The organism is Streptomyces sp. NPDC037401 (assembly GCF_055602345.1).
Window position 1 is genome coordinate 178872 of the sequence record NZ_JBVJWO010000014.1, and the last position, 24293, is coordinate 203164.

Annotated in this window: 28 protein-coding genes and 1 pseudogene; 22 read left to right on the forward strand and 7 right to left on the reverse strand. The window is 73.6% G+C overall.

Annotation, left to right across the window (positions count from 1 at the left end):
- Positions 1-81: 81 nt before the first annotated feature.
- From ACZ7H1_RS17455 to ACZ7H1_RS17465, 3 genes and pseudogenes are all read left to right on the forward strand, one after another.
- A pseudogene (locus ACZ7H1_RS17455) lies at positions 82-468 on the forward strand (ABC transporter ATP-binding protein); the annotation flags it as partial.
- Entirely contained in the window at positions 465-1256 is a 792-nt protein-coding gene (locus ACZ7H1_RS17460; RefSeq protein ID WP_470787543.1) for an ABC transporter permease, read from the forward strand. The pseudogene ACZ7H1_RS17455 and the gene ACZ7H1_RS17460, both read left to right, overlap by 4 nt.
- Before the next feature lie 34 nt (positions 1257-1290).
- On the forward strand, positions 1291-2010 hold the full coding sequence (locus tag ACZ7H1_RS17465; protein ID WP_470787545.1) for a hypothetical protein: 720 nt from the start codon (positions 1291-1293) through the stop codon (positions 2008-2010).
- A 142-nt stretch (positions 2011-2152) separates the two neighbouring features.
- Here ACZ7H1_RS17465 and ybaK read toward each other — a convergent pair whose 3' ends face one another.
- The 3 genes from ybaK to ACZ7H1_RS17480 form a co-directional block, all read right to left on the reverse strand.
- Complete coding sequence (gene ybaK / locus ACZ7H1_RS17470) at positions 2153-2674, reverse strand: Cys-tRNA(Pro) deacylase (protein ID WP_470787547.1); 522 nt, start codon at positions 2672-2674, stop codon at positions 2153-2155.
- Between the two features lie 10 nt (positions 2675-2684).
- Entirely contained in the window at positions 2685-3425 is a 741-nt protein-coding gene (locus ACZ7H1_RS17475; RefSeq protein WP_470787549.1) for an LON peptidase substrate-binding domain-containing protein, read from the reverse strand.
- 88 nt (positions 3426-3513) lie between these two features.
- On the reverse strand, positions 3514-5049 hold the full coding sequence (locus ACZ7H1_RS17480) for an oxidoreductase (protein ID WP_470787644.1): 1536 nt from the start codon (positions 5047-5049) through the stop codon (positions 3514-3516).
- Between the two features lie 199 nt (positions 5050-5248).
- Between ACZ7H1_RS17480 and hisD the strand changes: the two genes are divergently transcribed.
- The 8 genes from hisD to hisF are packed head-to-tail and all read left to right on the forward strand — an operon-like array spanning position 5249 to position 11019.
- Positions 5249-6571, forward strand: a complete 1323-nt coding sequence (gene hisD, locus ACZ7H1_RS17485) for a histidinol dehydrogenase (protein ID WP_470787550.1) — start codon at positions 5249-5251, stop codon at positions 6569-6571.
- On the forward strand, positions 6568-7740 hold the full coding sequence (locus ACZ7H1_RS17490; protein WP_470787552.1) for a histidinol-phosphate transaminase: 1173 nt from the start codon (positions 6568-6570) through the stop codon (positions 7738-7740). Before hisD ends, ACZ7H1_RS17490 begins: the two co-directional genes overlap by 4 nt.
- Positions 7737-8330: an imidazoleglycerol-phosphate dehydratase HisB gene (hisB, locus tag ACZ7H1_RS17495; RefSeq protein ID WP_470787554.1), complete on the forward strand. Its 594-nt coding sequence runs from the start codon at positions 7737-7739 to the stop codon at positions 8328-8330. Before ACZ7H1_RS17490 ends, hisB begins: the two co-directional genes overlap by 4 nt.
- A gap of 2 nt (positions 8331-8332) precedes the next feature.
- On the forward strand, positions 8333-8500 hold the full coding sequence (locus ACZ7H1_RS17500; RefSeq protein WP_470787556.1) for a hypothetical protein: 168 nt from the start codon (positions 8333-8335) through the stop codon (positions 8498-8500).
- The gene (hisH, locus tag ACZ7H1_RS17505) at positions 8497-9147 is read left to right on the forward strand and encodes an imidazole glycerol phosphate synthase subunit HisH (RefSeq protein WP_470787558.1); all 651 of its coding nucleotides are present in this window, start codon (positions 8497-8499) and stop codon (positions 9145-9147) included. The genes ACZ7H1_RS17500 and hisH overlap by 4 nt, the downstream gene beginning before the upstream one ends.
- Complete coding sequence (gene priA, locus ACZ7H1_RS17510; RefSeq protein ID WP_470787560.1) at positions 9147-9878, forward strand: bifunctional 1-(5-phosphoribosyl)-5-((5-phosphoribosylamino)methylideneamino)imidazole-4-carboxamide isomerase/phosphoribosylanthranilate isomerase PriA; 732 nt, start codon at positions 9147-9149, stop codon at positions 9876-9878. The genes hisH and priA overlap by 1 nt, the downstream gene beginning before the upstream one ends.
- Positions 9875-10267, forward strand: coding sequence for a RidA family protein (locus ACZ7H1_RS17515; protein ID WP_470787562.1), 393 nt, complete (start codon positions 9875-9877; stop codon positions 10265-10267). Before priA ends, ACZ7H1_RS17515 begins: the two co-directional genes overlap by 4 nt.
- Complete coding sequence (gene hisF / locus ACZ7H1_RS17520; protein ID WP_470787564.1) at positions 10264-11019, forward strand: imidazole glycerol phosphate synthase subunit HisF; 756 nt, start codon at positions 10264-10266, stop codon at positions 11017-11019. Before ACZ7H1_RS17515 ends, hisF begins: the two co-directional genes overlap by 4 nt.
- Positions 11020-11134: 115 nt before the next feature.
- Here the strand turns inward: hisF and ACZ7H1_RS17525 are convergent, their stop codons facing one another.
- Positions 11135-11767, reverse strand: a complete 633-nt coding sequence (locus ACZ7H1_RS17525) for a TIGR03085 family metal-binding protein (protein WP_470787566.1) — start codon at positions 11765-11767, stop codon at positions 11135-11137.
- A gap of 84 nt (positions 11768-11851) precedes the next feature.
- Here ACZ7H1_RS17525 and hisI point away from each other — a divergent pair, with 84 nt between their 5' ends.
- The 11 genes from hisI to lgt all read left to right on the forward strand — a co-directional run bounded on the left by hisI (position 11852) and on the right by lgt (position 21071).
- Complete coding sequence (hisI, locus tag ACZ7H1_RS17530; RefSeq protein WP_470787568.1) at positions 11852-12229, forward strand: phosphoribosyl-AMP cyclohydrolase; 378 nt, start codon at positions 11852-11854, stop codon at positions 12227-12229.
- An 11-nt stretch (positions 12230-12240) separates the two neighbouring features.
- Positions 12241-13752 carry an anthranilate synthase component I gene (locus ACZ7H1_RS17535; RefSeq protein ID WP_470787570.1) on the forward strand — a complete coding sequence of 504 codons (1512 nt, stop codon included), beginning with the start codon at positions 12241-12243 and terminating at the stop codon, positions 13750-13752.
- Between the two features lie 42 nt (positions 13753-13794).
- Complete coding sequence (locus tag ACZ7H1_RS17540) at positions 13795-14478, forward strand: TIGR02234 family membrane protein (RefSeq protein WP_470787571.1); 684 nt, start codon at positions 13795-13797, stop codon at positions 14476-14478.
- An 87-nt stretch (positions 14479-14565) separates the two neighbouring features.
- Positions 14566-14796: an HGxxPAAW family protein gene (locus tag ACZ7H1_RS17545; RefSeq protein ID WP_470787572.1), complete on the forward strand. Its 231-nt coding sequence runs from the start codon at positions 14566-14568 to the stop codon at positions 14794-14796.
- An 80-nt stretch (positions 14797-14876) separates the two neighbouring features.
- Positions 14877-15419: a DUF2752 domain-containing protein gene (locus tag ACZ7H1_RS17550; RefSeq protein ID WP_470787573.1), complete on the forward strand. Its 543-nt coding sequence runs from the start codon at positions 14877-14879 to the stop codon at positions 15417-15419.
- 176 nt (positions 15420-15595) lie between these two features.
- Positions 15596-16405: an indole-3-glycerol phosphate synthase TrpC gene (gene trpC / locus ACZ7H1_RS17555; protein ID WP_470787575.1), complete on the forward strand. Its 810-nt coding sequence runs from the start codon at positions 15596-15598 to the stop codon at positions 16403-16405.
- Between the two features lie 7 nt (positions 16406-16412).
- On the forward strand, positions 16413-16628 hold the full coding sequence (trpM, locus tag ACZ7H1_RS17560; RefSeq protein WP_470787576.1) for a tryptophan biosynthesis modulator TrpM: 216 nt from the start codon (positions 16413-16415) through the stop codon (positions 16626-16628).
- A gap of 314 nt (positions 16629-16942) precedes the next feature.
- Positions 16943-18187, forward strand: coding sequence for a tryptophan synthase subunit beta (gene trpB / locus ACZ7H1_RS17565; protein WP_470787578.1), 1245 nt, complete (start codon positions 16943-16945; stop codon positions 18185-18187).
- Entirely contained in the window at positions 18184-19026 is an 843-nt protein-coding gene (trpA, locus tag ACZ7H1_RS17570; RefSeq protein ID WP_470787579.1) for a tryptophan synthase subunit alpha, read from the forward strand. Before trpB ends, trpA begins: the two co-directional genes overlap by 4 nt.
- A 96-nt stretch (positions 19027-19122) precedes the next feature.
- Complete coding sequence (locus tag ACZ7H1_RS17575) at positions 19123-19905, forward strand: DsbA family protein (RefSeq protein ID WP_470787581.1); 783 nt, start codon at positions 19123-19125, stop codon at positions 19903-19905.
- Positions 19906-20003: 98 nt separating this feature from the next.
- Complete coding sequence (lgt, locus tag ACZ7H1_RS17580) at positions 20004-21071, forward strand: prolipoprotein diacylglyceryl transferase (RefSeq protein ID WP_470787583.1); 1068 nt, start codon at positions 20004-20006, stop codon at positions 21069-21071.
- A 184-nt stretch (positions 21072-21255) separates the two neighbouring features.
- Here the strand turns inward: lgt and ACZ7H1_RS17585 are convergent, their stop codons facing one another.
- From ACZ7H1_RS17585 to ACZ7H1_RS17595, 3 genes are read right to left on the reverse strand one after another with little or no spacing between them, the layout of a single operon-like run.
- The gene (locus ACZ7H1_RS17585; protein WP_470787585.1) at positions 21256-22104 is read right to left on the reverse strand and encodes an HpcH/HpaI aldolase/citrate lyase family protein; all 849 of its coding nucleotides are present in this window, start codon (positions 22102-22104) and stop codon (positions 21256-21258) included.
- On the reverse strand, positions 22101-23348 hold the full coding sequence (locus tag ACZ7H1_RS17590) for a CaiB/BaiF CoA transferase family protein (protein ID WP_470787587.1): 1248 nt from the start codon (positions 23346-23348) through the stop codon (positions 22101-22103). The genes ACZ7H1_RS17585 and ACZ7H1_RS17590 overlap by 4 nt, the downstream gene beginning before the upstream one ends.
- Positions 23345-24214, reverse strand: a complete 870-nt coding sequence (locus ACZ7H1_RS17595) for a ribokinase (protein ID WP_470787645.1) — start codon at positions 24212-24214, stop codon at positions 23345-23347. Before ACZ7H1_RS17595 ends, ACZ7H1_RS17590 begins: the two co-directional genes overlap by 4 nt.
- Positions 24215-24293: the final 79 nt, after the last annotated feature.

Genomic DNA, 24293 nt, shown 5'->3' on the forward strand with positions numbered 1-24293 from the left:
GAAAACCCACAAAAAAACGGGACCTGTTAGCCCCAGTCGACCGGCCCCCCCCCCGCCCCCCCCCCCCCCCCCACCCCCCCCCCCACGGTCGTGCTCGTCACCCACAACGTCATCGAGGCCGAGACCGTCCTCGACCGCGTCGCCGTCGTCGACCGCGGCCGGGTCATCGCCTGCGACACGCCCGCCGGCCTGCGGGCCCGGGTCGCCGACGAGGTCCGGCTGGAGCTGGTCTGGCGCGACCGCCCGCCGCTGCACGTCCCCGAGGTCGCCGCGCTGCACGACGGCGCGGCCGAGGCCGGGCGCCGCTGGGTGCTGCGGATGCGGCCGGAGGAGGCACGGGCCGCGGTCGCCGCGGTCACCGGAGGGCCGGCCTTCGCCGCCCTCGACGACTTCACGCTGGCGACCCCGAGCCTGGAGGACGTCTACCTGGCCCTCGGCGGCCGTACGAAGGGCCTGGTGAAGACGTGAGCACCGCAGCTCCCTCCGCTGCCGCCGACGCCCCGGCGGAGCTCGCACCGCGGGCACGCCTGCTGCCGGCGCTGGCCGCGGTCTACCGGGCCCAGCTGTCCCGGGCCCGCGTGGCCCGGATCCCGCTGCTGTTCGTCGCGACCTTCCAGTCCGTCGGGATCATGATCCTGATGCGCGGGGTCGTCGACGGGGGCAGCGAGGCACGGGCGGTGGTCGCGGGCTCCTCGGTGCTCGTCGTCGCCTTCGTGGCACTGAACCTGCTCGCCCAGTACTTCGGCCAGCTGCGCGCCTCGGGCGGCCTGGACCACTACGCCACCCTGCCGGTGCCGCCCGCCGCGGTCGTGCTGGGCGCGGCGGGCGCGTACGCGTCCTTCACCGTGCCGGGCACGCTGGTCACGGCGGTGTTCGGCTGCGTGCTGTTCGGGTTGCCGATGGGCGGGCTGTGGGTGCTGGCCGCAGTCGTACCGCTGGCGGGCGCGGCGCTCGCCGGACTCGGCGCCGCCCTCGGCCTGCTGGCGCCGCGCCAGGAGCTCGCCACGCTCGCCGGCCAGCTGGGCATGTCGGCGGCGCTGCTGCTGGGCGTGCTGCCCCCGGAGCGGATGCCGTCGGTGATCGTCTGGGCGCGGGACCTGCTTCCGTCCACGTACGGCGTGGAGGCCTTCGCCCGCACCTTCGAGCCGCACCCCGACTGGCCGGTGGTCCTGGCCGACCTCGCGGTCTGCGGTGCCGTGGGCGTGCTCTCCCTGGCCCTCGCGACGTGGGCCTACCGCCGGGCGGCGGTCCGCTGACGCCCGTACGGGTGCCACCTGGCACGATGTGAGGGTGACCGAAGCCTTCGCCGCGCCTCCGCCTCCGCCCCACCCGTCCGCGCCCGTGCCGCACCCGGACGGCACGGACCACCCGCCGACGCCGTCCGTCGCCGAGGACCTGCGGGACGGCGCGGTGGTCACACTGGCCGTCGCCGTCTCCGGCGTACTGCTCGCCGTGCTGTGGGCCTGGCTCGCGCCGCGGGTGCAGTACGTCTCGAACGGCGAGGCCGTCTTCCTGCGGGACACCGAGAACGAGGGCCGGATCGGCGCCGACGGCGTCTTCTTCCTGGTGTCGCTCGGGCTCGGCGTGCTCAGCGGCGTGCTGGTCTTCCTGGCGCGGCGCAACGGCGCCGTGGCCGTGGTGCTGGGCCTGTCGGTCGGGGCGGTGCTGGCCTCGCTGCTGGGCTGGCGGCTGGGCATCTGGCTCGGCCCCTCCCGCGACGTCGTCGCCGCGGCGAAGGAGGCGGGCAAGGGCGTGCCGTTCGACGCGCCGCTGCAGCTGCTCGCGCACGGGGCGCTGCTCGTGTGGCCGATGGCGGCCGTGGCCGCGCACCTGCTGATGGTGGGGATGTTCGGGCCGCGGGAGCCGGAGGTGAAGCCGGACTGGATGACGGTCTACCCGCCGCCGTACGCGCACCCGGCTCCCGCCGACGCCGCCCCGCCGGGCGCCGCCCCGTCCGCGCCGCAGTACCCGGCACCGCAGTACCCGGCACCGCAGGACCCGCCCCGCTGAACCGCAGGACCCGCTCCGCTGAACCGCGGGAAGCAACCCCGTCGGCGGTTCCAAGGGAGTGTCGTCAAAGTGGCGTCGTCCGCCCGGAGGCCCCGGGGGCACCTCCCAGCGGTAGCTGGGGGAGGGGCTTCGACGACACGACCTAGAGCCGCGCGACCGGGGCGACGGTGGCGGAGGTGAGGGCCGTCAGGGCCGAGGGGGCCAGTTCGACCTCCAGGCCGCGGCGGCCCGCCGAGACGCAGATCGTGGCGTGCGCGGAGGCCGACGCGTCCAGCACCGTCGGCAGCGCCCGCCGCTGGCCCAGCGGCGAGATGCCGCCGCGGACGTAGCCGGAGGACCGCTCCGCGGCGGCCGGGTCGGCCATCACGCCCTTCTTCCCGCCCACCGCGGCCGCCAGCGCCTTCAGGTCCAGTGAGCCCGCCACCGGGACCACCGCCACCGTCAGGGCCCCGTCGACCTCGGCGATCAGCGTCTTGAAGACCCGGTCGGGGGAGACGCCCAGGGCCGCGGCCGCCTCCTCGCCGTACGACGCGGCCGCCGGATCGTGCTCGTACGCGTGGACCGTGAACGGCAGGCCCGCCGCCGCCAGCGCCACCGTCGCCGGGGTGGCCCCGGACCCGCCCGCAGCGGACTGCTTCGCCGACTGCTTCGCCTTCTTCGCCATGCGGGCCCCCTCAGTTCGGGCTCGTCGGAGACCGCGTCAGATCCACCGCGGGCAGCGACGGCAGGTGCCGGATGACCGCCGTCTCGGTGCGCAGCAGCTTCAGCTCCTCCGCCAGCCGCGTCGCCGTGTCCGGCGCCTGCAGCAGCCGCTGCTTCGCCGGGATGTCCAGCACGGCCGCCGCCGCCACCAGGTACGACACCACCGACGGCTCGTCCGGCAGGTCCGCGCCCGTCGCCAGCGACCGCTCCCGGGCGCCCGCCAGCCGCTTCTGGTACGCCCGGAACGCCCGCAGCACGCCCTGCGCCAGCGCCCCGGCGCCGTCGCCCGCGTCCTCCGGCAGCTCCTCCAGCTCCGCCACCAGGTACGGCCCGCTCGCGTCCACCGACAGCAGCTTCACCCGCGTCGTACCCGTCGCCAGCACCTCGAAGCTGCCGTCCTCGCGCTCCCGGACCGTGGCCGCGTCGGCGATGCAGCCCACCCGGTGGAAGGCCTGGATCGGGTCGGCGCCGAAGCCCGCCGCCGGGCCGCGCTCGGGGAGCGCCGTCTGGTCCGGCAGGCCCGGCGCCGTCGGTGCGACCTCCCGGCCGTCGCGGATCGCGACGACGGCGAACCGGCGCGGCTCCTCGTCCCCGGTCTTGAGGAGGTCGCGCATCATGGCGCGATAGCGCTCCTCGAAGACGTTCAGAGGCAGCACGAGCCCCGGGAACAGCACGGAGTTCAGCGGGAAGAGGGGCAGGCGAACGGTGGTCACGTCGGCCAGGGTAATGGCCGGGACGCCACGCCCGTCACCCCCGGCCGCCACCGGCCCCGGCCCGTCGGCGCCGCCCCCTGCCCCGCCCTCAGCCGCGCCTCAGCAGGCGGGAGGCACCCGCCGCCACCGTCGTCGCCAGGACCCAGCCCAGCAGCACCAGCGCCGCTGCCGCCCACTGCCAGCCGCCCTGCAGCCGCCAGTACCCGTCCTGCCCGAGATTGATCACCGGCAGCAGCACGTCGAGGGCGTACAGCGCCGGATTCCACACGGGGTGTTCGTCCGGTTTGATGGCGGCCGGATCATGGCTCGAAAAAGCGAGGGCGCCCGCCGCCCACAGGACCGCCATCCACAGCGCGGCACGCCCCGGCCGGTAGCCGTAGGCCACCGTCCAGTCCTGCAGGTACCCCCACAGCTTCGCCGCCAGCGGCAGCGTCTCCCGGCGTCTGCGCTGCTTGGCCAGCAGCACCTCCCGGGCCTCCGCGTCCTCCCCGCTGCCGCGCAGCACCGCGGCCAGCCGCTCGTACGGCTCGGGCGAGTACTCGGGCGTCGCCGCCTCCACCCACTCCAGCCGGCGGGCCGGCGGGAACAGGCCCCGCGGGACCAGGAACTCGTAGCTGAAGCCGTCCATCGACACCTGCCCCGGTCCGGGCCAGCTCGTCACCTGGTCGACCAGCTTGACGACCTTCGCCCCCGACAGCACCACCCGCCCCTGCTCCGGCCGCTCGCCGACGAACCGCAGCTCCGGCGTCTGGATCCGCCGCATGGACACCTCCTGGTCCCCGGCCAGCACGAACCGCGCGCCGTAGAAGTCCACCGCGTCCCCGAACCGCCCGTCGTCCAGCCGCAGCCCGCCCCGGCACTCGAACCGCTGCACCCGGCCGCCCCGCACCGGGGTGTTCCCCAGCCCGTACGGGGGAGTGGACCCGGGATCGCCGCCCGGGTCCAGCACCACCGAGGTGAGGTAGAGGGTCCGCTCGACGGTCAGCTGCGGCGCGTTCAGCGCCCGCTTGCCGTACGGATTGCGCAGCCGCGCCCCGCGCAGGCTCATCGACACCCCGACCTTCGCCCCGCGCAGGCTCACCTCGCCGTACGTCTCCAGCAGCTCGGCCTGGAAGTCCTGGGCCACCGACAGGCCGTCCGCCGCGATCGCCCGGCCCTTGCTGTCCCGCTGCACCACCGCCTGGCTGATGAGCAGGTCGGTGCCGATCTGCGCGTCGGTCAGCCGGATCCCGCGGGCGACCCGGCAGCGCGGCAGGTGCAGGTCGCCCTCGGTGTGCAGCCGCGCCGCCTCCAGCCGCGGAATGGAGCAGCGCACCATCCGCAGGGTCGTGAAGCGGGTCTCGGACAGTTGCACTTCGCTGTCGAAACGACATGCGTTCAGCTCGACGTACGGCGTGACCGTGCCGCCCGACAGCTCCAGCCGCCCGGTGATCCGCGCCCCGCGCAGCTTCAGCGACGCGACCCGGCCCGGCACCGCCGGCGGGCCGCTGAGCAGCAGCAGGGCGATCACCTCGGCCCGTACGCTGCGCTCGGGGCCCCAGGCCCGGTCGGCCATCGGATCGTCGCGGTCGAGGGCGTGCGCGCTCAGGTCGCAGACGGTGCCGGTGCGGAAGGACCGCCACATCCGCAGCTCGGGTGTGCGGAGATCCGCCGGCGCGCCATGGAGCTCATCGGGCTGTACCTCGCGTACCTCGTCCACGGGAGGCCCCCCTTCCCCTTCGGTCGTCCTTGCGAACGCTAGTGGTCGGCACTGACGTCCGGGGCGCGTATCAGCCAGTGATACAGGCGACCGGTGGTGGGAGACGGTCTGAGAGAATCGGGATGTGATCTCTCGTATCGACCTGCGCGGCAACGCCCTCCCCGAGGGTGGCGCCCTGCGCGATCTGCTGCCCCGTGCCGAATTCGACGTGGAAGCCGCCCTCGAGAAGGTGCGGCCCATCTGCGAGGACGTGCATCATCGCGGCACCGCGGCGCTGATCGAGTACGCGGAGAAGTTCGACGGGGTCACCCTGGAGCAGGTCAGGGTGCCGGCGGAGGCCCTCGCGGCCGCCCTGGAGCAGCTCGACCCGGCCGTCCGCGCCGCCCTGGAGGAGTCCATCCGGCGCGCCCGGATCGTGCACGCGAGCCAGCGCCGCACGGACCACACCACCCAGGTGGTCCCCGGTGGCACCGTCACCGAGAAGTGGGTCCCGGTCGAGCGCGTGGGCCTCTACGCGCCCGGCGGCCGCTCGGTGTACCCGTCCTCCGTCGTGATGAACGTCGTCCCCGCGCAGGAGGCGGGCGTCGAGTCGATCGCGCTCGCGTCCCCGCCGCAGAAGGAGTTCGGCGGCCTGCCGCACCCGACCATCCTGGCGGCGTGCGCGCTGCTCGGCGTGGACGAGGTGTACGCCGCCGGCGGCGCCCAGGCCGTCGCGATGTTCGCGTACGGCACGGACGAGTGCGCCCCCGCGAACATGGTCACCGGCCCCGGCAACATCTGGGTCGCCGCCGCCAAGCGCTACTTCACCGGCAAGATCGGCATCGACACCGAGGCCGGCCCCACCGAGATCGCGATCCTCGCCGACTCGACCGCCGACCCCGTGCACGTCGCCGCCGACCTGATCAGCCAGGCCGAGCACGACCCGATGGCCGCCGCCGTCCTGGTCACCGACTCCGAGGACCTCGCGGCCGCCGTCGAGAAGGAGCTGGAGCCGCAGGTCGCGGCCTCCAAGCACGTCGAGGACCGGATCAGGCCGGCGCTCGCGGGCAAGCAGTCCGCGATCGTGCTGGTCGACAGCCTGGACGACGGCCTCAAGATCGTCGACGCGTACGGTGCCGAGCACCTGGAGATCCAGACCGCCGACGCCGCCGCCCGGGCCGCCCGGGTCCGCAACGCCGGCGCGATCTTCGTCGGCCCGTGGGCCCCGGTCTCCCTCGGCGACTACTGCGCCGGCTCCAACCACGTGCTGCCCACCGGCGGCTGCGCCTGCCACTCGTCGGGCCTGTCCGTGCAGTCCTTCCTGCGCGGCATCCACATCGTCGACTACACGCGCGACGCCCTCGCCGAGGTCACCCACCACGTCGTGACCCTGGCCGAGGCCGAGGACCTGCCCGCGCACGGCGCCGCCCTCAAGGCGCGCTTCGGATGGAAGGTTCCGCAGTCGTGAGCGGAGACACGAGCGCTGACACGAGCGGCGGCAGCACCGGCACCCCCGGTCGCACCGGTATTGACGACCTGCCCGTCCGGGACGAGCTCCGCGGCAAGACCCCGTACGGCGCCCCGCAGCTGGACGTGCCCGTCCAACTGAACACGAACGAGAACCCGTACCCGCTGCCCGAGCCCCTCGTGCAGCGCATCGCCGAGCGGGTGGCCGAGGCCGCGCGGAGCCTGAACCGCTACCCCGACCGCGACGCCGTCGAGCTGCGCACCGAGCTCGCGCGCTACCTGACCCGCACCGGCGGCCACCGGGTCGGGATGGAGAACGTCTGGGCGGCCAACGGCTCCAACGAAGTCCTCCAGCAGCTGCTGCAGACCTTCGGCGGGCCCGGCCGCACGGCCATCGGCTTCGAGCCCTCGTACTCGATGCACGCGCTCATCGCGCGCGGCACCGGCACCGGCTGGATCTCCGGCCCGCGCCGCGACGACTTCACCATCGACGTGACCGCGGCCGTCCGGGCGATCTCCGAGCACGCCCCCGACGTCGTCTTCATCACCTCGCCCAACAACCCCACGGGCACGGCGGTCGACGGCGCGACGGTCCTCGCCCTGTACGACGCCGCCCAGGCGGCCAGGGCCGCGACGCACGGGGCCCTCGTGGTCGTCGACGAGGCGTACGTCGAGTTCAGCCACCGGGAATCGCTGCTGCACCTCGTCGAGGGCCGCCCGAACCTCGTGGTCTCCCGGACCATGTCCAAGGCCTTCGGCGCCGCCGGCCTGCGCCTGGGCTACCTGGCCGCACACCCGGCCGTCGTGGACGCCGTCCAGCTGGTGCGCCTGCCGTACCACCTGTCGGCCGTCACCCAGGCCACCGCGCTGGCCGCACTGGAGCACACCGACACCCTCCTGGGCTACGTGGAGCAGCTCAAGGCCGAGCGGGACCGGCTGGTCGCCGAACTGCGCGCGATCGGCTACGAGGTCACCGAGTCCGACGCGAACTTCGTGCAGTTCGGGAAGTTCGAGGACGCCCACACCGCCTGGCGGAAGATCCTCGACCAGGGTGTCCTGGTCAGGGACAACGGAGTACCCGGCCGCCTGCGGGTCACCGCGGGCACGCCGGCGGAGAACGACGCGTTCCTGGAAGCGGTTCGCGCACTGAAGAAGGAGCAGCAGGCATGAGCCGCATCGGACGGGTGGAGCGCACCACCAAGGAGACCTCGGTCCTCGTCGAGATAGACCTCGACGGCACCGGCAAGGTCGACGTCTCGACAGGGGTCGGCTTCTACGACCACATGCTCGACCAGCTCGGCCGCCACGGCCTCTTCGACCTCACGGTCAAGACGGACGGCGACCTGCACATCGACTCGCACCACACCATCGAGGACACCGCCCTCGCGCTCGGCGCCGCCTTCAAGCAGGCCCTCGGCGACAAGGTCGGCATCTACCGCTTCGGCAACTGCACCGTGCCGCTGGACGAGTCCCTCGCCCAGGTCACCGTCGACCTGTCGGGCCGCCCGTACCTCGTGCACACCGAGCCCGAGAACATGGCCCCGATGATCGGGTCGTACGACACCACGATGACCCGGCACATCCTGGAGTCGTTCGTCGCACAGGCCCAGATCGCGCTGCACGTGCACGTGCCGTACGGCCGCAACGCCCACCACATCGTCGAATGCCAGTTCAAGGCGCTCGCCCGCGCGCTGCGCTACGCCTCCGAGCGCGACCCGCGCGCCGAAGGAATCCTTCCCTCCACGAAGGGCGCCCTCTAGCCGTGACCGGTCTCTCCACCATCCTGATCGTCGTCGGCCTCTTCCTGGCCGGCGGCGTGTACTCCTTCAAGAAGCAGAAGATGCCCCGCGGCGTCGTGATTCTGCTCGCCATCGGCTCCGCGATGTGTCTGGCAGCCGGAGTCCTGCGGATCCAAGGAATCTGGGCATGAGCGCAGCGAGCCCCACGAAGAAGGTCGTGGTCTTCGACTACGGCTTCGGCAACGTCCGCTCCGCCGAGCGCGCCCTCGCGCGCGTCGGCGCGGACGTCGAGATCACACGCGACTACGACAAGGCCATGGACGCCGACGGACTCCTCGTCCCCGGCGTGGGCGCCTTCTCCGCCTGCATGAAGGGCCTCAAGGACGCCCGCGGCGACTGGATCATCGGGCGCCGGCTCTCCGGCGGCCGCCCGGTCATGGGCATCTGCGTCGGCATGCAGATCCTCTTCGAGCGCGGCATCGAGCACGGCGTCGAGAGCGAGGGCCTGGACGAGTGGCCCGGCACCGTCGAGCCGCTCAAGGCCCCGATCGTCCCGCACATGGGCTGGAACACCGTCGACGCCCCGGCCGACAGCCAGGCCTTCGCCGGCCTGGACGCCGACGCCCGCTTCTACTTCGTGCACTCCTACGCCGTGCGCGAGTGGAGCCTCGAGGTCACCAACCCGGCGATCCGCGCGCCCAAGGTCACCTGGGCCACGCACGGGGAGCCGTTCGTCGCGGCCGTGGAGAACGCCGCCCTGTGGGCGACGCAGTTCCACCCCGAGAAGTCCGGCGACGCCGGTGCCCAGCTCCTCACCAACTGGATCGAGACCCTCTGATGCCCGACCGCAAGCTGGAACTCCTTCCCGCCGTCGACGTGCGCGACGGCCAGGCCGTACGCCTCGTCCACGGCGAGTCGGGCTCGGAGACCTCGTACGGCTCCCCGCTCCAGGCCGCGCTCGCCTGGCAGGCCTCGGGCGCCGAGTGGCTGCACCTCGTCGACCTCGACGCGGCCTTCGGCACCGGTGACAACCGCGACCTCGTCGCCGAGATCACCCGCGCCATGGACATCAAGGTCGAGCTCTCCGGCGGCATCCGCGACGACGCCTCGCTCGCCAAGGCCCTCGCCACCGGCTGCACCCGCGTCAACCTCGGCACCGCCGCCCTGGAGACCCCCGAGTGGGTCGCCAAGGTCATCGCCGAGCACGGCGACAAGATCGCCGTCGGCCTCGACGTCCGCGGCACCACCCTCAAGGGCCGCGGCTGGACCAGCGAGGGCGGCGACCTGTACGAGACCCTGGCCCGCCTCGACTCCGAGGGCTGCGCGCGGTACGTCGTCACCGACATCGGCAAGGACGGCACGCTCACCGGCCCCAACCTGGAGCTGCTGAAGAACGTCTGCGCCGCGACCGACAAGCCGGTCGTCGCCTCCGGCGGCGTCTCCTCCCTCGACGACCTGCGCGCGCTGTCCGGGCTCGTCCCCCTCGGCGTCGAGGGCGCGATCGTGGGCAAGGCGCTGTACGCCAAGGCCTTCACGCTGGAAGAGGCGCTGGAGGCTGTGTCGGCATGAGCGACGAAGCACGCGACGTACGCCGCATCTCGTCCGGAGGTGCCTGGGAGGACGTCATCGGCTACTCCCGCGCGGTGCAGCTGCCGAACGGCCTCGTACTGGTCTCCGGCTGCACCTCGGCCGACGGCGGCGGCCCGTACGACCAGACCACCGCGGCCTTCGGCGTCGCCTTCAAGGCGCTGGAGCAGGCCGGACTCGGCCCCGAGCACGTGGTCCGCACCCGGATGTACCTCACGCACGCCCGGGACGTGGACGAGGTGGGCCGCGCCCACAAGGAGCTGTTCGACGCGGTCCGCCCCGCCGCATCCATGATCATCGTCTCCGGCTTCGTCGACCCCTCGATGGTCGTCGAGGTGGAGGTCGAAGCCTTCCGAGGAGAGTCCGCATGACGCTGGCCGTACGGGTGATCCCCTGCCTGGACGTGGACAACGGCCGGGTCGTCAAGGGCGTCAACTTCCAGAACCTGCGCGACGCGGGCGACCCGGTCGAGATGGCCAAGCTGTACGACGCCGAGGGCGCCGACGAGCTGACCTTCCTCGACATCACCGCCTCCAGCGGCAACCGCGAGACGACCTACGACGTCGTGCGCCGGACCGCCGAGCAGGTCTTCATCCCGCTCACCGTCGGCGGCGGCGTGCGCACCGCCGACGACGTGGACAAGCTCCTGCGGGCCGGCGCCGACAAGGTGGGCGTCAACACCGCGGCGATCGCCCGCCCGGAGCTCATCCAGGAGATCGCGGAGCGCTTCGGACGCCAGGTCCTGGTCCTGTCGGTCGACGCGCGCCGCACCGAGTCCGGCTCCTTCGAGGTCACGACCCACGGCGGCCGCCGCGGCACCGGCCTCGACGCGGTCGAGTGGGCGCACCGGGCCGCCGAGCTCGGCGCCGGCGAGATCCTGCTGAACTCGATGGACGCCGATGGCACCAAGGACGGCTACGACACCGAGATGATCGCGGCCGTGCGCAAGCACGTCACCGTCCCCGTGATCGCCTCCGGCGGGGCCGGGAAGCTGTCCGACTTCCCGCCGGCCATCGCGGCGGGCGCGGACGCGGTCCTCGCGGCCTCGGTCTTCCACTTCGGGGACCTGCGCATCGGCCAGGTCAAGGACGCCCTGCGCGAGGCGGGCCACCCGGTCCGCTGACCCGGACCTGCCGGGCGGTCCGGGGGGACACCCCCGGACCGCCCGCAGGCCGGGGCCCGCAGACCAGGCCGGCGGATCGAGCCCGCAGATCAGACCCGCAGGCCGGGCGCGCGGCTCAGATGCCGAGCTTGGCCGTCGTCAGCTGAGCGACGGCCTCCTTGGCGCCCTCCAGCTCCACGGCCGCGTAGTCCTGGCGGCCGAAGCAGAACAGCGTCAGCTCGCCCGGCTCGCCGGTCACCGTCACCACCGGGGTGCCCTTGTGGCCCACCGTCGTCTGGCCGTTCGGGCGGCGCAGCACCAGGCCCACCGGGGAGCGGCGGCCCGTCAGCCGGGCCAGCTTCTCCAGCCGGGACCACAGGGAGTCCGAGAAGACCGGGTCCAGCTCCCGCGGGCTCCAGTCCGGCTGCGCCCGGCGCACGTCCTCGGAGTGGACGTAGAACTCCACGGCGTTCGCCGCCTCGTCCAGCTGCTTGAGCGAGTACACCGACATCTTCGGCGGGCCGGTCCTGATCAGCTGGATCAGCTCCTCGTACGGCTTGGCGCAGTACTCGTCCATCGCCTTGTCCAGCCGGCTCTTCAGCGCACCCAGGAGCAGCCCGCCGGCCGCGTCCGGCCTGCGTTCCCGTACCACCACGTGCGCGGCCAGCTCACGGGTCCTCCAGCCCTCGCACAAGGTCGGCGCGTCGGGCCCTGCCTGCTCCAACAAGTCGGCCAGGAGCAGTCGTTCACGCTTCGCATGGGTAGACATGCCGGCCACCCTACGGCGCGAAACCGCGCCGTGCCCGCCCACCTGGCGGACAGTTCGACCGGAGCCGCACCCGGGCGCGGCACAATGGCACCCATGAGCACGCCCGACACTCCCAGCAGCCTCGACCCGGCGATCGCCGCCCGCCTCAAGCGCTCCGCGGACGGCCTGGTTCCCGCCATCGCCCAGCAGTACGACACCGGTGAGGTGCTCATGCTCGGGTGGATGGACGACGAGGCGCTGCACCGCACCCTGACCACCGGCCGCTGCACGTACTGGTCGCGCAGCCGCAGCGAGTACTGGGTCAAGGGCGACACCTCGGGCCACTTCCAGCACGTGAAGTCGGTGGCACTGGACTGCGACGCGGACACCCTCCTGGTCAAGGTCGACCAGGTCGGCGCCGCCTGTCACACCGGTGCCCGCACCTGCTTCGACGCCGACCAGCTCCCGCTCTCGACTAAGTAAGGTCCCACGCCATGGATCTCGAGACGTTCCGCAAGCTTGCGGTCGACCGCCGGGTCATCCCCGTCAGCCGCAGGCTGCTGGCCGACGGCGACACCCCCGTAGGCCTCTACCGCAAGCTCGCCGCCGAGCGCACGGGCACGTTCCTCCTGGAGTCCGCCGAGAACGGCCGTTCATGGTCGCGCTACTCCTTCGTAGGCGTCCGCAGCGCCGCCACCCTGACCGCCCGCGACGGACAGGCGCACTGGATCGGCACCCCGCCCGTCGGAGTCCCGGCCGACGGCGACCCGCTGGACGCGCTGCGGCAGACCGTGGAGACCCTGCACACCCCGCGCGACCTGGCCGGTTTCATCGACGGGGCCATGCCCCCCTTCACCGGCGGCATGGTCGGCTACCTCGGGTACGACATCGTCCGCCGCCTGGAGCGCATCGGCGACCACGGGCACGACGACCTGAAGCTGCCCGAGCTGACCATGCTCCTCACCTCGGACCTGGCCGTGCTCGACCACTGGGACGGCACGGTCCTGCTGATCGCGAACGCCATCAACCACAACGACCTCGACTCGGGCGTGGACGAGGCGTACGCCGACGCCGTGGCCCGGCTCGACGCGATGGAGGCGGACCTCGCCCGGCCGGCGCCGTACGCCCCGGTCCCGCTGCCGGCCTCCGAACTGCCCCGGTTCAGCGCGCTGTGGGGCGGCGAGTCGTACCAGAAGGCCGTCGACGACATCAAGGAGCGCATCCGTGCGGGCGAGGCCTTCCAGGTCGTGCCCTCGCAGCGGTTCGAGACCCCCTGCGACGCCTCCGCGCTGGACGTCTACCGGGTGCTGCGGGCCACCAACCCGTCCCCGTACATGTACCTCTTCCGCTTCGACGGGTTCGACGTCGTCGGCTCCAGCCCCGAGGCGCTGGTCAAGGTCGAGGACGGCCGGGCCATGGTCCACCCCATCGCCGGCACCCGGCACCGCGGGGCCACCCCGCAGGAGGACCACGACCTCGCCGAGGAGCTCCTCGCCGACCCCAAGGAGCGCGCCGAGCACCTGATGCTCGTCGACCTGGGCCGCAACGACCTCGGCCGGGTCTGCGAGCCCGGCTCCGTCGAGGTCGTCGACTTCATGTCGATCGAGCGGTACTCCCACGTCATGCACATCGTCTCGACCGTCACCGGCCGGGTCGCGGAGGGCCGTACCGCCTTCGACGTGCTCACCGCCTGCTTCCCCGCCGGCACCCTCTCCGGAGCCCCCAAGCCCCGGGCCATGCAGATCATCGAGGAGCTGGAGCCCTCGCACCGCGGCCTGTACGGCGGCTGCGTCGGCTACCTGGACTTCGCCGGGGACTCCGACACGGCCATCGCCATCAGGACCGCGCTGCTGCGCGACGGCACGGCGTACGTCCAGGCCGGCGCGGGCGTCGTCGCCGACTCCGACCCGGTCGCCGAGGACACGGAGTGCCGCAACAAGGCCGCCGCCGTGCTGCGCGCGGTGGGCGCGGCGCAGCGCCTCCACCGGCAGCGGGCCGGGAGCTGAAACCGGAGCCTGGAGCCGGGGCCGTCCGGGCGGTAAGGGATAGTGGGGTACGTGAGTGCCGTACCCCAGCCCCGTTCCGATGCCGAGCCCGGACCCGACTCCGCGGCGGGCGCCGGTGACGCCGCTGCCGCTGCCGCCGTGCGCAGCAGCCGCCGCAGTGTCGCCGTCGCCCTGCTGACCGGCGCGCTCGGCGCCACCGTCGTCCTGCTGGCCTCGGGCCGCACCTGGGCCCGCGGGACCGCCGAGGTCGGTGGCGGAACGCTTCCGCTGTCCGCCGACGGCACCGCGGTCACCGGGGTCCCCGCGGCCCTGGCGATCGTGGGCCTGGCCGCCCTCGTCGCCGTGTTCGCGGTACGGGGCGCGGGCCGGCTCCTGGTCGCGGCGCTGCTCGCGCTCAGCGGCGCGGGCGCGGTCCTGGCCGCCGTCCTCGGCGCCTCGGACAGCGCCGCCCTGGACGACGAGGCGGCCCGTACCGCCGCGGACACCGCGGCGACCGTGGCGGGCCTGACGCACACGGCCTGGCCGTACGTCACCGCGGCCGGCGGGCTGCTGATCCTGGTCGCCGGACTGCTCGCCCTGCGCTTCGGCCGGACCTGGCCGGCGATGGGCGGGCGGTACGAGCGCGAGGGCGCCCAGCGGGCCCCCAGGGCGGCCGCACCGGTGGACCCGGACCGTCCCGAGGACCTGTGGAAGGCCCTCGACCGGGGCGAGGACCCCACGGGCTGACCCCGGCCGAAACCAGGGCACCGGGTGCGGGACAATGAACCCCGAGCGTCGACACAGCACGTTCGAGAGAGCAACGAGGAGCAACTCATGGCGGGCACTAGCCACGGACACACCCCGGCCGCCTGGACCGGTGTCATCATCGCCTTCATCGGTTTCTGCGTCTCCGGCGCCTTCATGGTCTTGGCCAACCCGCTGGGCTTCTGGGCCGGCCTGGTCGTGGTCGCGCTCGGCGGTGTGGTGGGCCTCGCGATGCGGGCCGCGGGCTACGGCGCGAAGAAGCCGGCCCGTCCCCTCACGGAGGCCGGCGCCAAGGCGTGACGCCCCCCGGCAGCGGGACTTCCGGAAAGGCGCAGCCCCCTGGGGCTGCGCCTTTCCGCGTGACCGGCGAGAATCACCGGGTGGACGCCTCTCCTGCCCCCGCCGCGCCGGTGCCCCCGGTCCCCCCGGTATCCGCCCCGCCCGCGCCTGCCGCCCCGGCACCCGGCGCGCCCGCAGCCGCCCTGCCCGTGCCCGCGCCCGCCGTGCCCGCGCCCGCAGCCGCGTCCCGGGTCAGGCGGCTGGCGGCGCCCCTGCTCACCCTCACGGGGGTTGTTGCGGCGTTCACGTACGTCGGTACGGTCGACCCGAACGATCCGGGCCACTACCCCGTCTGCCCGCTGCTGCGGCTGACCGGGATCCTGTGCCCCGGCTGCGGCGGACTGCGCAGCGCGCACGCGTTCGCGCACGGCGACCTGGCGGCCGCCCTCGGGGCGAATGCGCTGGCCGTCGCCGGCTACTTCCTCTTCGCCGCCTTCATGGTCCTGTGGCTGGTTCGCGCCTGGCAGGGCCGGGCCAAGCCGGAGCTCGTCCTCAAACCCGCCTGGTGGTGGGCGGTGGGCTCGCTCGCCCTGGTCTTCACTGTTGTCCGAAACCTGCCGTTCGGGGGTGCTCTGGCCCCCTGACCGGGCCCTGAGCGCGTCTGAACGCGGTATTCCGAATGTCCAGGTGCTGGGACGCCGTCAACCAGGTGCGGAGCGCAAGCCCTCCTGCGGATACCATTTGATTGCTGACCTTGCAGTTGTTCACCGACCGCAAAGTCGGCCGACCATCGTCACCGACCCGGAAGGGGGCCGCTCGCGTGAGTGTGCTCGACGAGATCATCGAAGGGGTCCGCGCCGACCTCGCTGAGCGGCAGGCGCGCGTCAGCCTCGAGGAGCTCAAGGAGCGTGCCGCCAAGGCGCCCCAGGCGAAGGACGGCGTCGCGGCCCTGCGCGGCGACGGCGTCAAGGTGATCTGCGAGGTCAAGCGCTCCAGCCCCTCCAAGGGCGCGCTGGCCGCGATCGCCGATCCTGCCGGGCTCGCCGCGGACTATGCGGCCGGCGGCGCTGCCGTGATCTCCGTCCTCACCGAACAGCGCCGCTTCGGCGGCTCGCTGGCCGACCTGGAGGCCGTACGCGCCAGGGTCGACGTCCCGATCCTCCGCAAGGACTTCATCGTCACGGCGTACCAGCTGTGGGAGGCCCGCGCCTACGGCGCCGACCTCGCACTGCTCATCGTCGCGGCCCTGGAGCAGGAGGCCCTCGTCTCCCTCATCGAGCGTGCCGAGTCCATCGGCCTGACCCCGCTGGTCGAGGTCCACGACGAGGAAGAGGTCGAGCGGGCCGTCGCGGCAGGCGCCAAGATCATCGGCGTCAACGCGCGCAACCTCAAGGACCTCAAGGTCGACCGCTCGACGTTCGAGCGCGTCGCCCCGGAGATCCCCGCCGGGATCGTGAAGGTCGCCGAGTCCGGAATCCGCGGGCCGCACGATCTGATCGCCTACGCGAACGAGGGCGCGGACGCCGTGCTCGTCGGCGAGTCCCTGGTCACCGGCCGCGACCCGAAGGCGGCCGTGGCCGACCTGGTTGCCGCGGGCGCCCACCCTGCACTGCGACACGGCCGGAGCTGACCCGGTCATGACCTCCCGCCCCCGCCCCGCCGCCCACACCCGGCCGAGCCTGCGCTCGGCCTCGGTGCAGGCGGCGCACCACGCGCCCCTGGCGCGCGGCTGCCGCCCCCGCGGCTGCCGTGCCCCGGCGCGCCGGGTGCACGGGCGCCGGGTGCGGTACGTCATCGGCTCGGAGCCCGGCCAGGTGGACGGCATGCGATGGCGCACCGGCGCTGCGCTGTAGCGAGGAACGGCTCCGGGCGCCCGCAGGGCCCCGCCGCCGCGAGCTGACACCTCCGCCCTTCCGCCGTCCGGCCCCGTGCCGGACCTGCTGCCGCCAGGTGCGTCCGACGCGCCCCCCTGCGGTCCGGCCGTGCCGGTCCCCGGGCGGGGCGGGCGTCCGCGCACGCCGGTGGCTCCGGCGGCCGGGCGCGGGGAGCGTCCCGCGGATGTCCGTACCCCCTCGCGGCTCGGTCGCGGCCCGCACCCCACGGTGCGCTCCGCGCGGGCACACGGCGCATACGGTGAACCCACCCGTAGCTTCCGAGAGGTACCGGTATGTCCAGCGAGTTCTTCATTCCAGACCCGGCGGGCCAGGTCCCGAACGCCGAGGGTTACTTCGGCGACTTCGGCGGCAAGTTCATCCCGGAGGCGCTGGTCGCCGCCGTGGACGAGGTCGCCGTCGAGTACGAGAAGGCCAAGGGCGACCCCGCCTTCGCCGCCGAGCTCAACGACCTCATGGTCAACTACACCGGCCGGCCCAGCGCCCTGACCGAGGTGCCGCGGTTCGCCGAGCACGCGGGCGGCGCGCGCATCTTCCTCAAGCGCGAGGACCTCAACCACACCGGCTCGCACAAGATCAACAATGTGCTGGGCCAGGCACTGCTGACCAAGCGCATGGGCAAGACCCGGGTCATCGCCGAGACCGGCGCGGGCCAGCACGGCGTGGCCACCGCCACGGCCTGCGCCCTGTTCGGCCTCGAGTGCACCATCTACATGGGCGAGATCGACACCCAGCGGCAGGCGCTCAACGTCGCCCGGATGCGCATGCTGGGCGCCGAGGTGATCGCGGTGACGTCGGGTTCGCGCACCCTCAAGGACGCCATCAACGAGGCCTTCCGCGACTGGGTGGCCAACGTCGACCGCACCCACTACCTCTTCGGCACGGTCGCGGGTCCCCACCCCTTCCCGGCGATGGTCCGCGACTTCCACCGGGTCATCGGCGTCGAGGCCCGCCGGCAGATCCTGGAGCGCGCCGGCCGGCTGCCCGACGCCGTCGCCGCCTGCGTCGGCGGCGGCTCGAACGCCATCGGCCTCTTCCACGCCTTCGTGCCGGACGCGGACGTGCGCCTGGTCGGCTTCGAACCCGCCGGGCACGGCGTCGAGACCGGCGAGCACGCGGCCACGCTGACCGCGGGCGAGCCGGGCATCCTGCACGGCTCCCGCTCGTACGTCCTCCAGGACGAGGAGGGCCAGATCACCGAGCCCTACTCGATCTCGGCCGGTCTGGACTACCCGGGCATCGGCCCGGAGCACGCCTACCTGAAGGACAGCGGCCGCGGCGAGTACCGCGCGGTCACCGACGACGCCGCCATGCAGGCGCTGCGGCTGCTCTCGCGCACCGAGGGCATCATCCCGGCCATCGAGTCGGCGCACGCCCTCGCGGGCGCCCTCGACCTGGGCAAGGAGCTGGGCAAGGACGGCCTGCTGGTCGTCAACCTGTCCGGCCGCGGCGACAAGGACATGGACACGGCAGCCCGCTACTTCGGGCTGTACGACTCGGCCGAGGGGGACGCGAAGTGAGCACGGCCAACGGCACGACCGGCAACATCCAGCTGCTGAGCGACACCCTCGCCAAGGCCAAGGCAGAGGACCGCGCGGCCCTCGTCGCCTACCTGCCCGCGGGCTTCCCGACGGTCGACGGCGGCATCGAGGCCGTCAAGGCCGTCATCGCGGGCGGCGCGGACGTGGTCGAGGTCGGCCTGCCGCACAGCGACCCGGTCCTGGACGGCCCGGTCATCCAGACCGCCGACGACATCGCGCTGCGCGGCGGCGTGAAGATCGCCGACGTGATGCGGACGGTCCGCGAGGCCCACGAGGCGACCGGCGCACCGGTCCTCGTCATGACGTACTGGAACCCCATCGACCGCTACGGCGTCGAGCGCTTCACCGCCGAGCTGGCGGCGGCCGGCGGCGCGGGCTGCATCCTGCCCGACCTGCCGGTCCAGGAGTCCGCCCTGTGGCGCGAGCACGCCGCGAAGCACGGTCTGGCGACCGTCTTCGTGGTGGCGCCGAGCAGCAAGGACGAGCGGCTGGCCACCATCACGGAGGCCGGCAGCGGCTTCGTGTACGCGGCCTCCCTCATGGGCGTCACCGGCACCCGCGAGTCGGTCGGCGCGGAGGCGCAGGACCTGGTCCGCCGCACCCGGGCCACGGCCGGTGCGAGCCGGGGGCTCCCGGTCTGCGTGGGCCTGGGAGTGTCCAACGCCGCGCAGGCCAAGGAGGTCGCGGCCTTCGCGGACGGCGTGATCGTCGGTTCGGCCTTCGTCAAGCGGCTGCTGGACGCGCCGGACCTCGCGACGGGCCTGGATTCCGTGCGGGAACTGGCCGCCGAGCTCCGGGAAGGCGTACGCCGGAGCTGAGCGGAGCGTGACGGGCTGCGGGAGGTTCTGTAGTCCGATCGAGTGGAACCGGGACCGGGGAGGCACGCGAGTGCCTCCCCGGTTCGTTTGCGGGACGTGAGCGAGAAGAACCCTGAAGCGAAGCGGTCGGCCCGGGAAAAGCTCCTTGTGGAGCGGGAGCGGCAGAAGGCCAAGGACAAGCGTCGGCGGACCCTGGTCGTGGCGGGCGCGGTGGTCGGCGTGCTCGGCCTGGCCGCGGTCGTCGGCCTGATCGCGGCGAACGCCGGCAAGGACGGCGGCAAGTCCACGGCCGGCCCGGTCGTCGCCCCCTCCGGCGCCATCGGCAAGGACGCGCTGGCCATCCAGACCGGCAAGGACGGCGCGAAGTCCACGCTGACGGTGTGGGAGGACTTCCGCTGCCCCGCCTGCAAGGCCTTCGAGGACTCCTACCGCACCACCATCCACGAACTGGAGGCCAAGGGGCAGCTCAAGGTCCAGTACCACCTGGTGACGCTGATCGACGGGAACATGGGCGGCACCGGTTCGCTGAAGTCGGCGAACGCCGCCGCCTGCGCGCAGGACGCGGGCAAGTTCTCCGCGTACCACGACGTGCTCTTCATGAACCAGCCGCCGGAGCCGGACGACGCCTTCGCGAAGGACGCGAAGCTGATCGAGCTGGCGGGCAAGGTGCCCGGGCTCGACACCCCGGCGTTCCGCTCGTGCCTGGAGGACGGCACGCACAACGCCTGGGTGGGCAAGTCCTACGAAGCCTTCCGCGCCGGGAACTTCCGCGGTACCCCCACGGTGCTGCTCGACGGCAAGGACATCTTCGCCGACCAGGCCAACCCGCTGACCCCGGCCAAGCTGAAGGAGAAGGTGGAAGCCGCCGCGAAGGGCTGACCCGCGCCGGTCCCGGTGCCGGTCGCGTGTGGATTTGGTTTCAGCTTGCCGGGCGGCTTGCCTTCGGTACCGCCCGGCAGGGTAGCGTCGGTCCTGCCATGGAACTTGCTTACATTCCCAGCCCGTCGACCGGTGTGATCCATCTCGGACCGGTCCCGCTGCGCGGCTATGCCTTCTGCATCATCATCGGCGTCTTCGTCGCCGTCTGGCTCGGCAACCGCCGCTGGATCGCCCGCGGCGGCAGGCCGGGCACGGTGGCCGACATCGCGGTGTGGGCCGTCCCCTTCGGCCTCGTCGGCGGTCGCCTCTACCACGTCATCACCGACTACCAGCTGTACTTCGGCGAGGGTGAGAACTGGGTCGACGCCTTCAAGATCTGGGAGGGCGGCCTCGGCATCTGGGGCGCCATCGCGCTCGGCGCGGTCGGCGCCTGGATCGGCTGCCGCCGCCGGGGCATCCCGCTGCCGGCCTGGGCCGACGCGCTGGCCCCCGGCATCGCGCTCGCCCAGGCGATCGGCCGCTGGGGCAACTGGTTCAACCAGGAGCTGTACGGCCGCAAGACGGACGTGCCGTGGGCGCTGGAGATCAGCGAGGGCCCGAACCGGATCGCCGGCACGTACCACCCGACCTTCCTGTACGAGTCGCTGTGGTGCATCGGCGTCGCGCTGCTGGTGATCTGGGCCGACCGCCGCTTCAAGCTGGGCCACGGCCGCGCGTTCGCCCTGTACGTCGCCGCTTACTGCGTGGGCCGCGGCTGGATCGAGTACATGCGCGTCGACGAGGCGCACCACGTGCTGGGCCTCCGGCTGAACGTGTGGACCTCGATCGTCGTCTTCGTGCTGGCCGTGGTCTACCTGGTCGTGTCGGCCCGCCTGCGGCCGGGGCGTGAGCTGGTCGTGGAGCCCGGGGCGGCCGGGGCCGCCGAAGGCAAGGACGCCGCGAAGCCCGCCGATGCCGACTCGGACGCCGATGCCGACTCGGACTCCGATGGCGATGCCGTGGAGGCCGGGGGCGCCGACGAGGAAGCCGCCGGTGCCGACAAGGCTCCCGCCGCCGGTGCGGACGAGGACGCGGAGCCCGGCGAGGACGCCGAGGCGGACCCCGCCGGCGAAGGCGACGCCGCCGCGGTGAAGGACACCCCGCCCGCCGAGGCCAAGAAGCTCTGAGCCCGGCGCGCTGAAAGGCCGGTCACCCTTCGAGGTGGCCGGCCTTCTCGCATCCCATGAGTTGTCCCGTCCCTCTTCTTCGGCACGGACGCCGCCCGCTCCTACAGCGCGGTCGGCTGGGGCAACACCGCGCTGACCGCCGCGCTCGTCGTGTACTGGGCCTTCGCCGCCGGGATCGCCCTGCTCAGGTCGCCCTCCCCGGCGCCGTCCCGGTGGCCGCTCGGCGGGTGAGGGCCAGGGTGCGGGCGGCCGCGGCGACGACCGCCGGGTCGACGAAGCGGCCGTCCGCCAGGGCCAGGGCGCCCGGAGCGCAGACCGCGGCCGAGACCACCTCCTCCGCCGCCCCGACCTCCTCCGGGGTCGGGAGGTAGGCCCGCTCGATGACCGGGAGCTGCCGCGGGTGGATGGCCGCCCGGCCCAGGAATCCCAGCCCGCGCCCCCGGGCACAGGAGAGCGCGAGCCCGTCGAGGTCGCGTACGTCGGGGAAGACGGACTGCGCCGGGGGCGGCAGGGCCGCCGCGCGGGCCGCCACGACCACCCGGGAACGGCACCAGTCCAGCCCTTCTTCCGAGGAGACGCCCAGATCCGCACGGAGGTCCGCCTCGCCCAGCGCCAGCCCGCGCAGGGCGGGGTGCGCCCCGGCGATCAGGTACGCGTTCTCGATGCCGAGCGCCGACTCCAGCAGCGCGTACAGCCCGACGCCGCCGCTTCGGTCGGCGACCGCGCTGATCTGCGCGGGCGAGGTGATCTTGGGGAGCCGGAGCGCGGAGATGCCGCGCAGGCCCGACATCGCCCGCAGGTCCGCGTCCGCCCAGGGCGAGTCCAGTGCGTTCACCCGGACGTGCACCGGGACCGCCGGGCGCGCGGAGAGCAGCTCGGCGGTCGCCGTCCGGGCGTACTCCTTGCGGTCCGGCGCGACCGCGTCCTCCAGGTCGACGATGACGGCGTCCGCACCGGAGGTGACGGCCTTGGCCACCACCTCGGGACGGTCGCCGGGCGCGTAGAGCCAGGTCAGTACAACGTCACCGGTCACAGTGCACCACCGGCGCGCAGGTCCGCGATCTCGGCGGGCGTCAGCCCGAGCCCGGCCAGGACCTCGTCCGTGTCCGCGCCGTGCGCCCGGCCCGCCCACCGGATGCCGCCCGGGGTCTCCGAGAGCCGGAAGAGCACGTTCTGCATCCGGATCGGTCCGAGGTCCGGATCCGCCACTTCGGTGACCGTGTCCAGCGCCTCGAACTGCGGGTCCGCCATCACGTCCCGTACGTCGTACACCGGAGCCACCGCGGCCTGCGCCGCCTCGAAGGCGCCCACCACCTCGTCCGCCTTGTGGCGGGCGATCCAGCCGCCCACCGCCTCGTCCAGCACGTCGGCGTGCCGGGCCCGGCCCGCTCCCGTCGCGAACCACGGCTGCGACACCAGGTCCGGCCGCCCCACCAGCCGCATGACGCGCTCCGCGACGGACTGAGCCGACGTCGAGACCGCCAGCCAGCGCCCGTCGGCCGAGCGGTAGGTGTTGCGGGGGGCGTTGTTCGTCGAGCGGTTGCCGGTCCGCGGCTGGACGTAGCCGAGCTGGTCGTACCAGAGCGGATGCGGGCCCAGCACGGTCAGGATCGGTTCGATGATCGCGAGGTCCACCACCTGCCCCCGGCCGGTCCGCCCGCGTGCGGTCAGCGCCGTCATCACGGCGTACGCCGTCGCCAGCGCCGCGATCGAGTCCGCGAGCCCGAACGGCGGCAGCGTCGGGGGCCCTTCCGGCTCGCCCGTCATCGCCGCGAAGCCGCTCATGGCCTCCGCCAGCGTGCCGAAGCCGGGCCGGTGCGCGTACGGCCCGGACTGGCCGAAGCCGGTGACCCGGGCGAGCACCAGGCGCGGGTTGGCGGCCGACAGCTCCGGCCAGCCCAGGCCCCACTTCTCCAGGGTCCCCGGCCGGAAGTTCTCGATCAGTACGTCCGAGGAGGCCGCCAGCCGCAGCAGCACCTCGCGCCCGCCCCCGGTCGACAGGTCCAGCGTCACGGTCTGCTTGTTGCGGCCGAGCAGCTTCCACCACAGGCCGATGCCGTCCTTGGCCGGGCCGTGCCCCCGGGAGGGGTCGGGGCGGTGCGGATGCTCGATCTTGACCACCTCGGCTCCGAAGTCGCCGAGCATGGTGGCGGCGAGCGGACCGGCGAAGAGCGTGGCGACGTCGAGGACCCGCAGCCCGGCGAGCGGGCCGCCCGCGGGCTCGGCGGCCTTGGTGGCTTCGGCCGATGCGGCTGCCTCGGCGGATGCGGCGGTCACGCGTGCTGCTCCGCCGCGAAGGCGTCGGTCTCGGCACGCAGCGGCATCGACGAGGACGCCCCGGCCCGCTGCACGGACAGCGCGGCGGCGGCCGAGGCCCACGCCAGGGCCTGCGGCACGGGCCGTCCCTCGCCCAGCGCCACCGCCAGCGCCCCGACGAAGGTGTCCCCGGCGGCCGTGGTGTCGACCGCCCGGACCTGCGGCGCGGCCACGGGGTACGGGTCCGCGCCGCGGGCCGCGTACAGGCACCCGGCCGCGCCCAGCGTGATCACCACCTCGGGCACGTCGTGCAGGAGGGCCTCGGCGGCCTGGCGGGGGTCGGTGAGACCGGTGAGTGCGGCGGCCTCGTGCTCGTTGGGCACCAGCAGGTCGGTGGCGGCGAGGAGCCCGGCGGGCAGCGGCTGGGCGGGCGCGGGCGTGAGGATGGTACGGACGCCGTGGGCGCGCGCTGCGCGGGCGCCGGCGACCACGGCGGCCAGCGGGAGTTCGAGCTGGAGGAGCAGCGACCCGGCCGCCGCGATCCTGGCCTCGTCACCGGACTCGAGGGCGGTGACGGTGCCGTTGGCTCCGGGCACCACGACGATCGCGTTGCCGCCCTCGTCGTCCACGGTGATGTGCGCGGTGCCGCTGGCGCCCTCGACGGTGCGCAGCCCGGCGGTGTCGACGCCCGCGTCCGCGAGCACGGAGCGCAGCCGTACGCCGAACCCGTCGGCCCCGACCGCTCCGATCATGGTCACGGCGCCGCCCGAACGGGCCGCCGCGAGGGCCTGGTTGGCGCCCTTGCCACCGGGGACCGTGCGGAACTCCCGGCCGGTGACGGTCTCGCCGAGCCGGGGCGCCTTGGATACGTAGGCCACCAGGTCCATGTTCGTACTGCCGAGCACGGCGATGACGGGGCTGTGCGCGCGGGGGCCGGCGGGCGGGTCGACGGGTTGGCCGACGGGC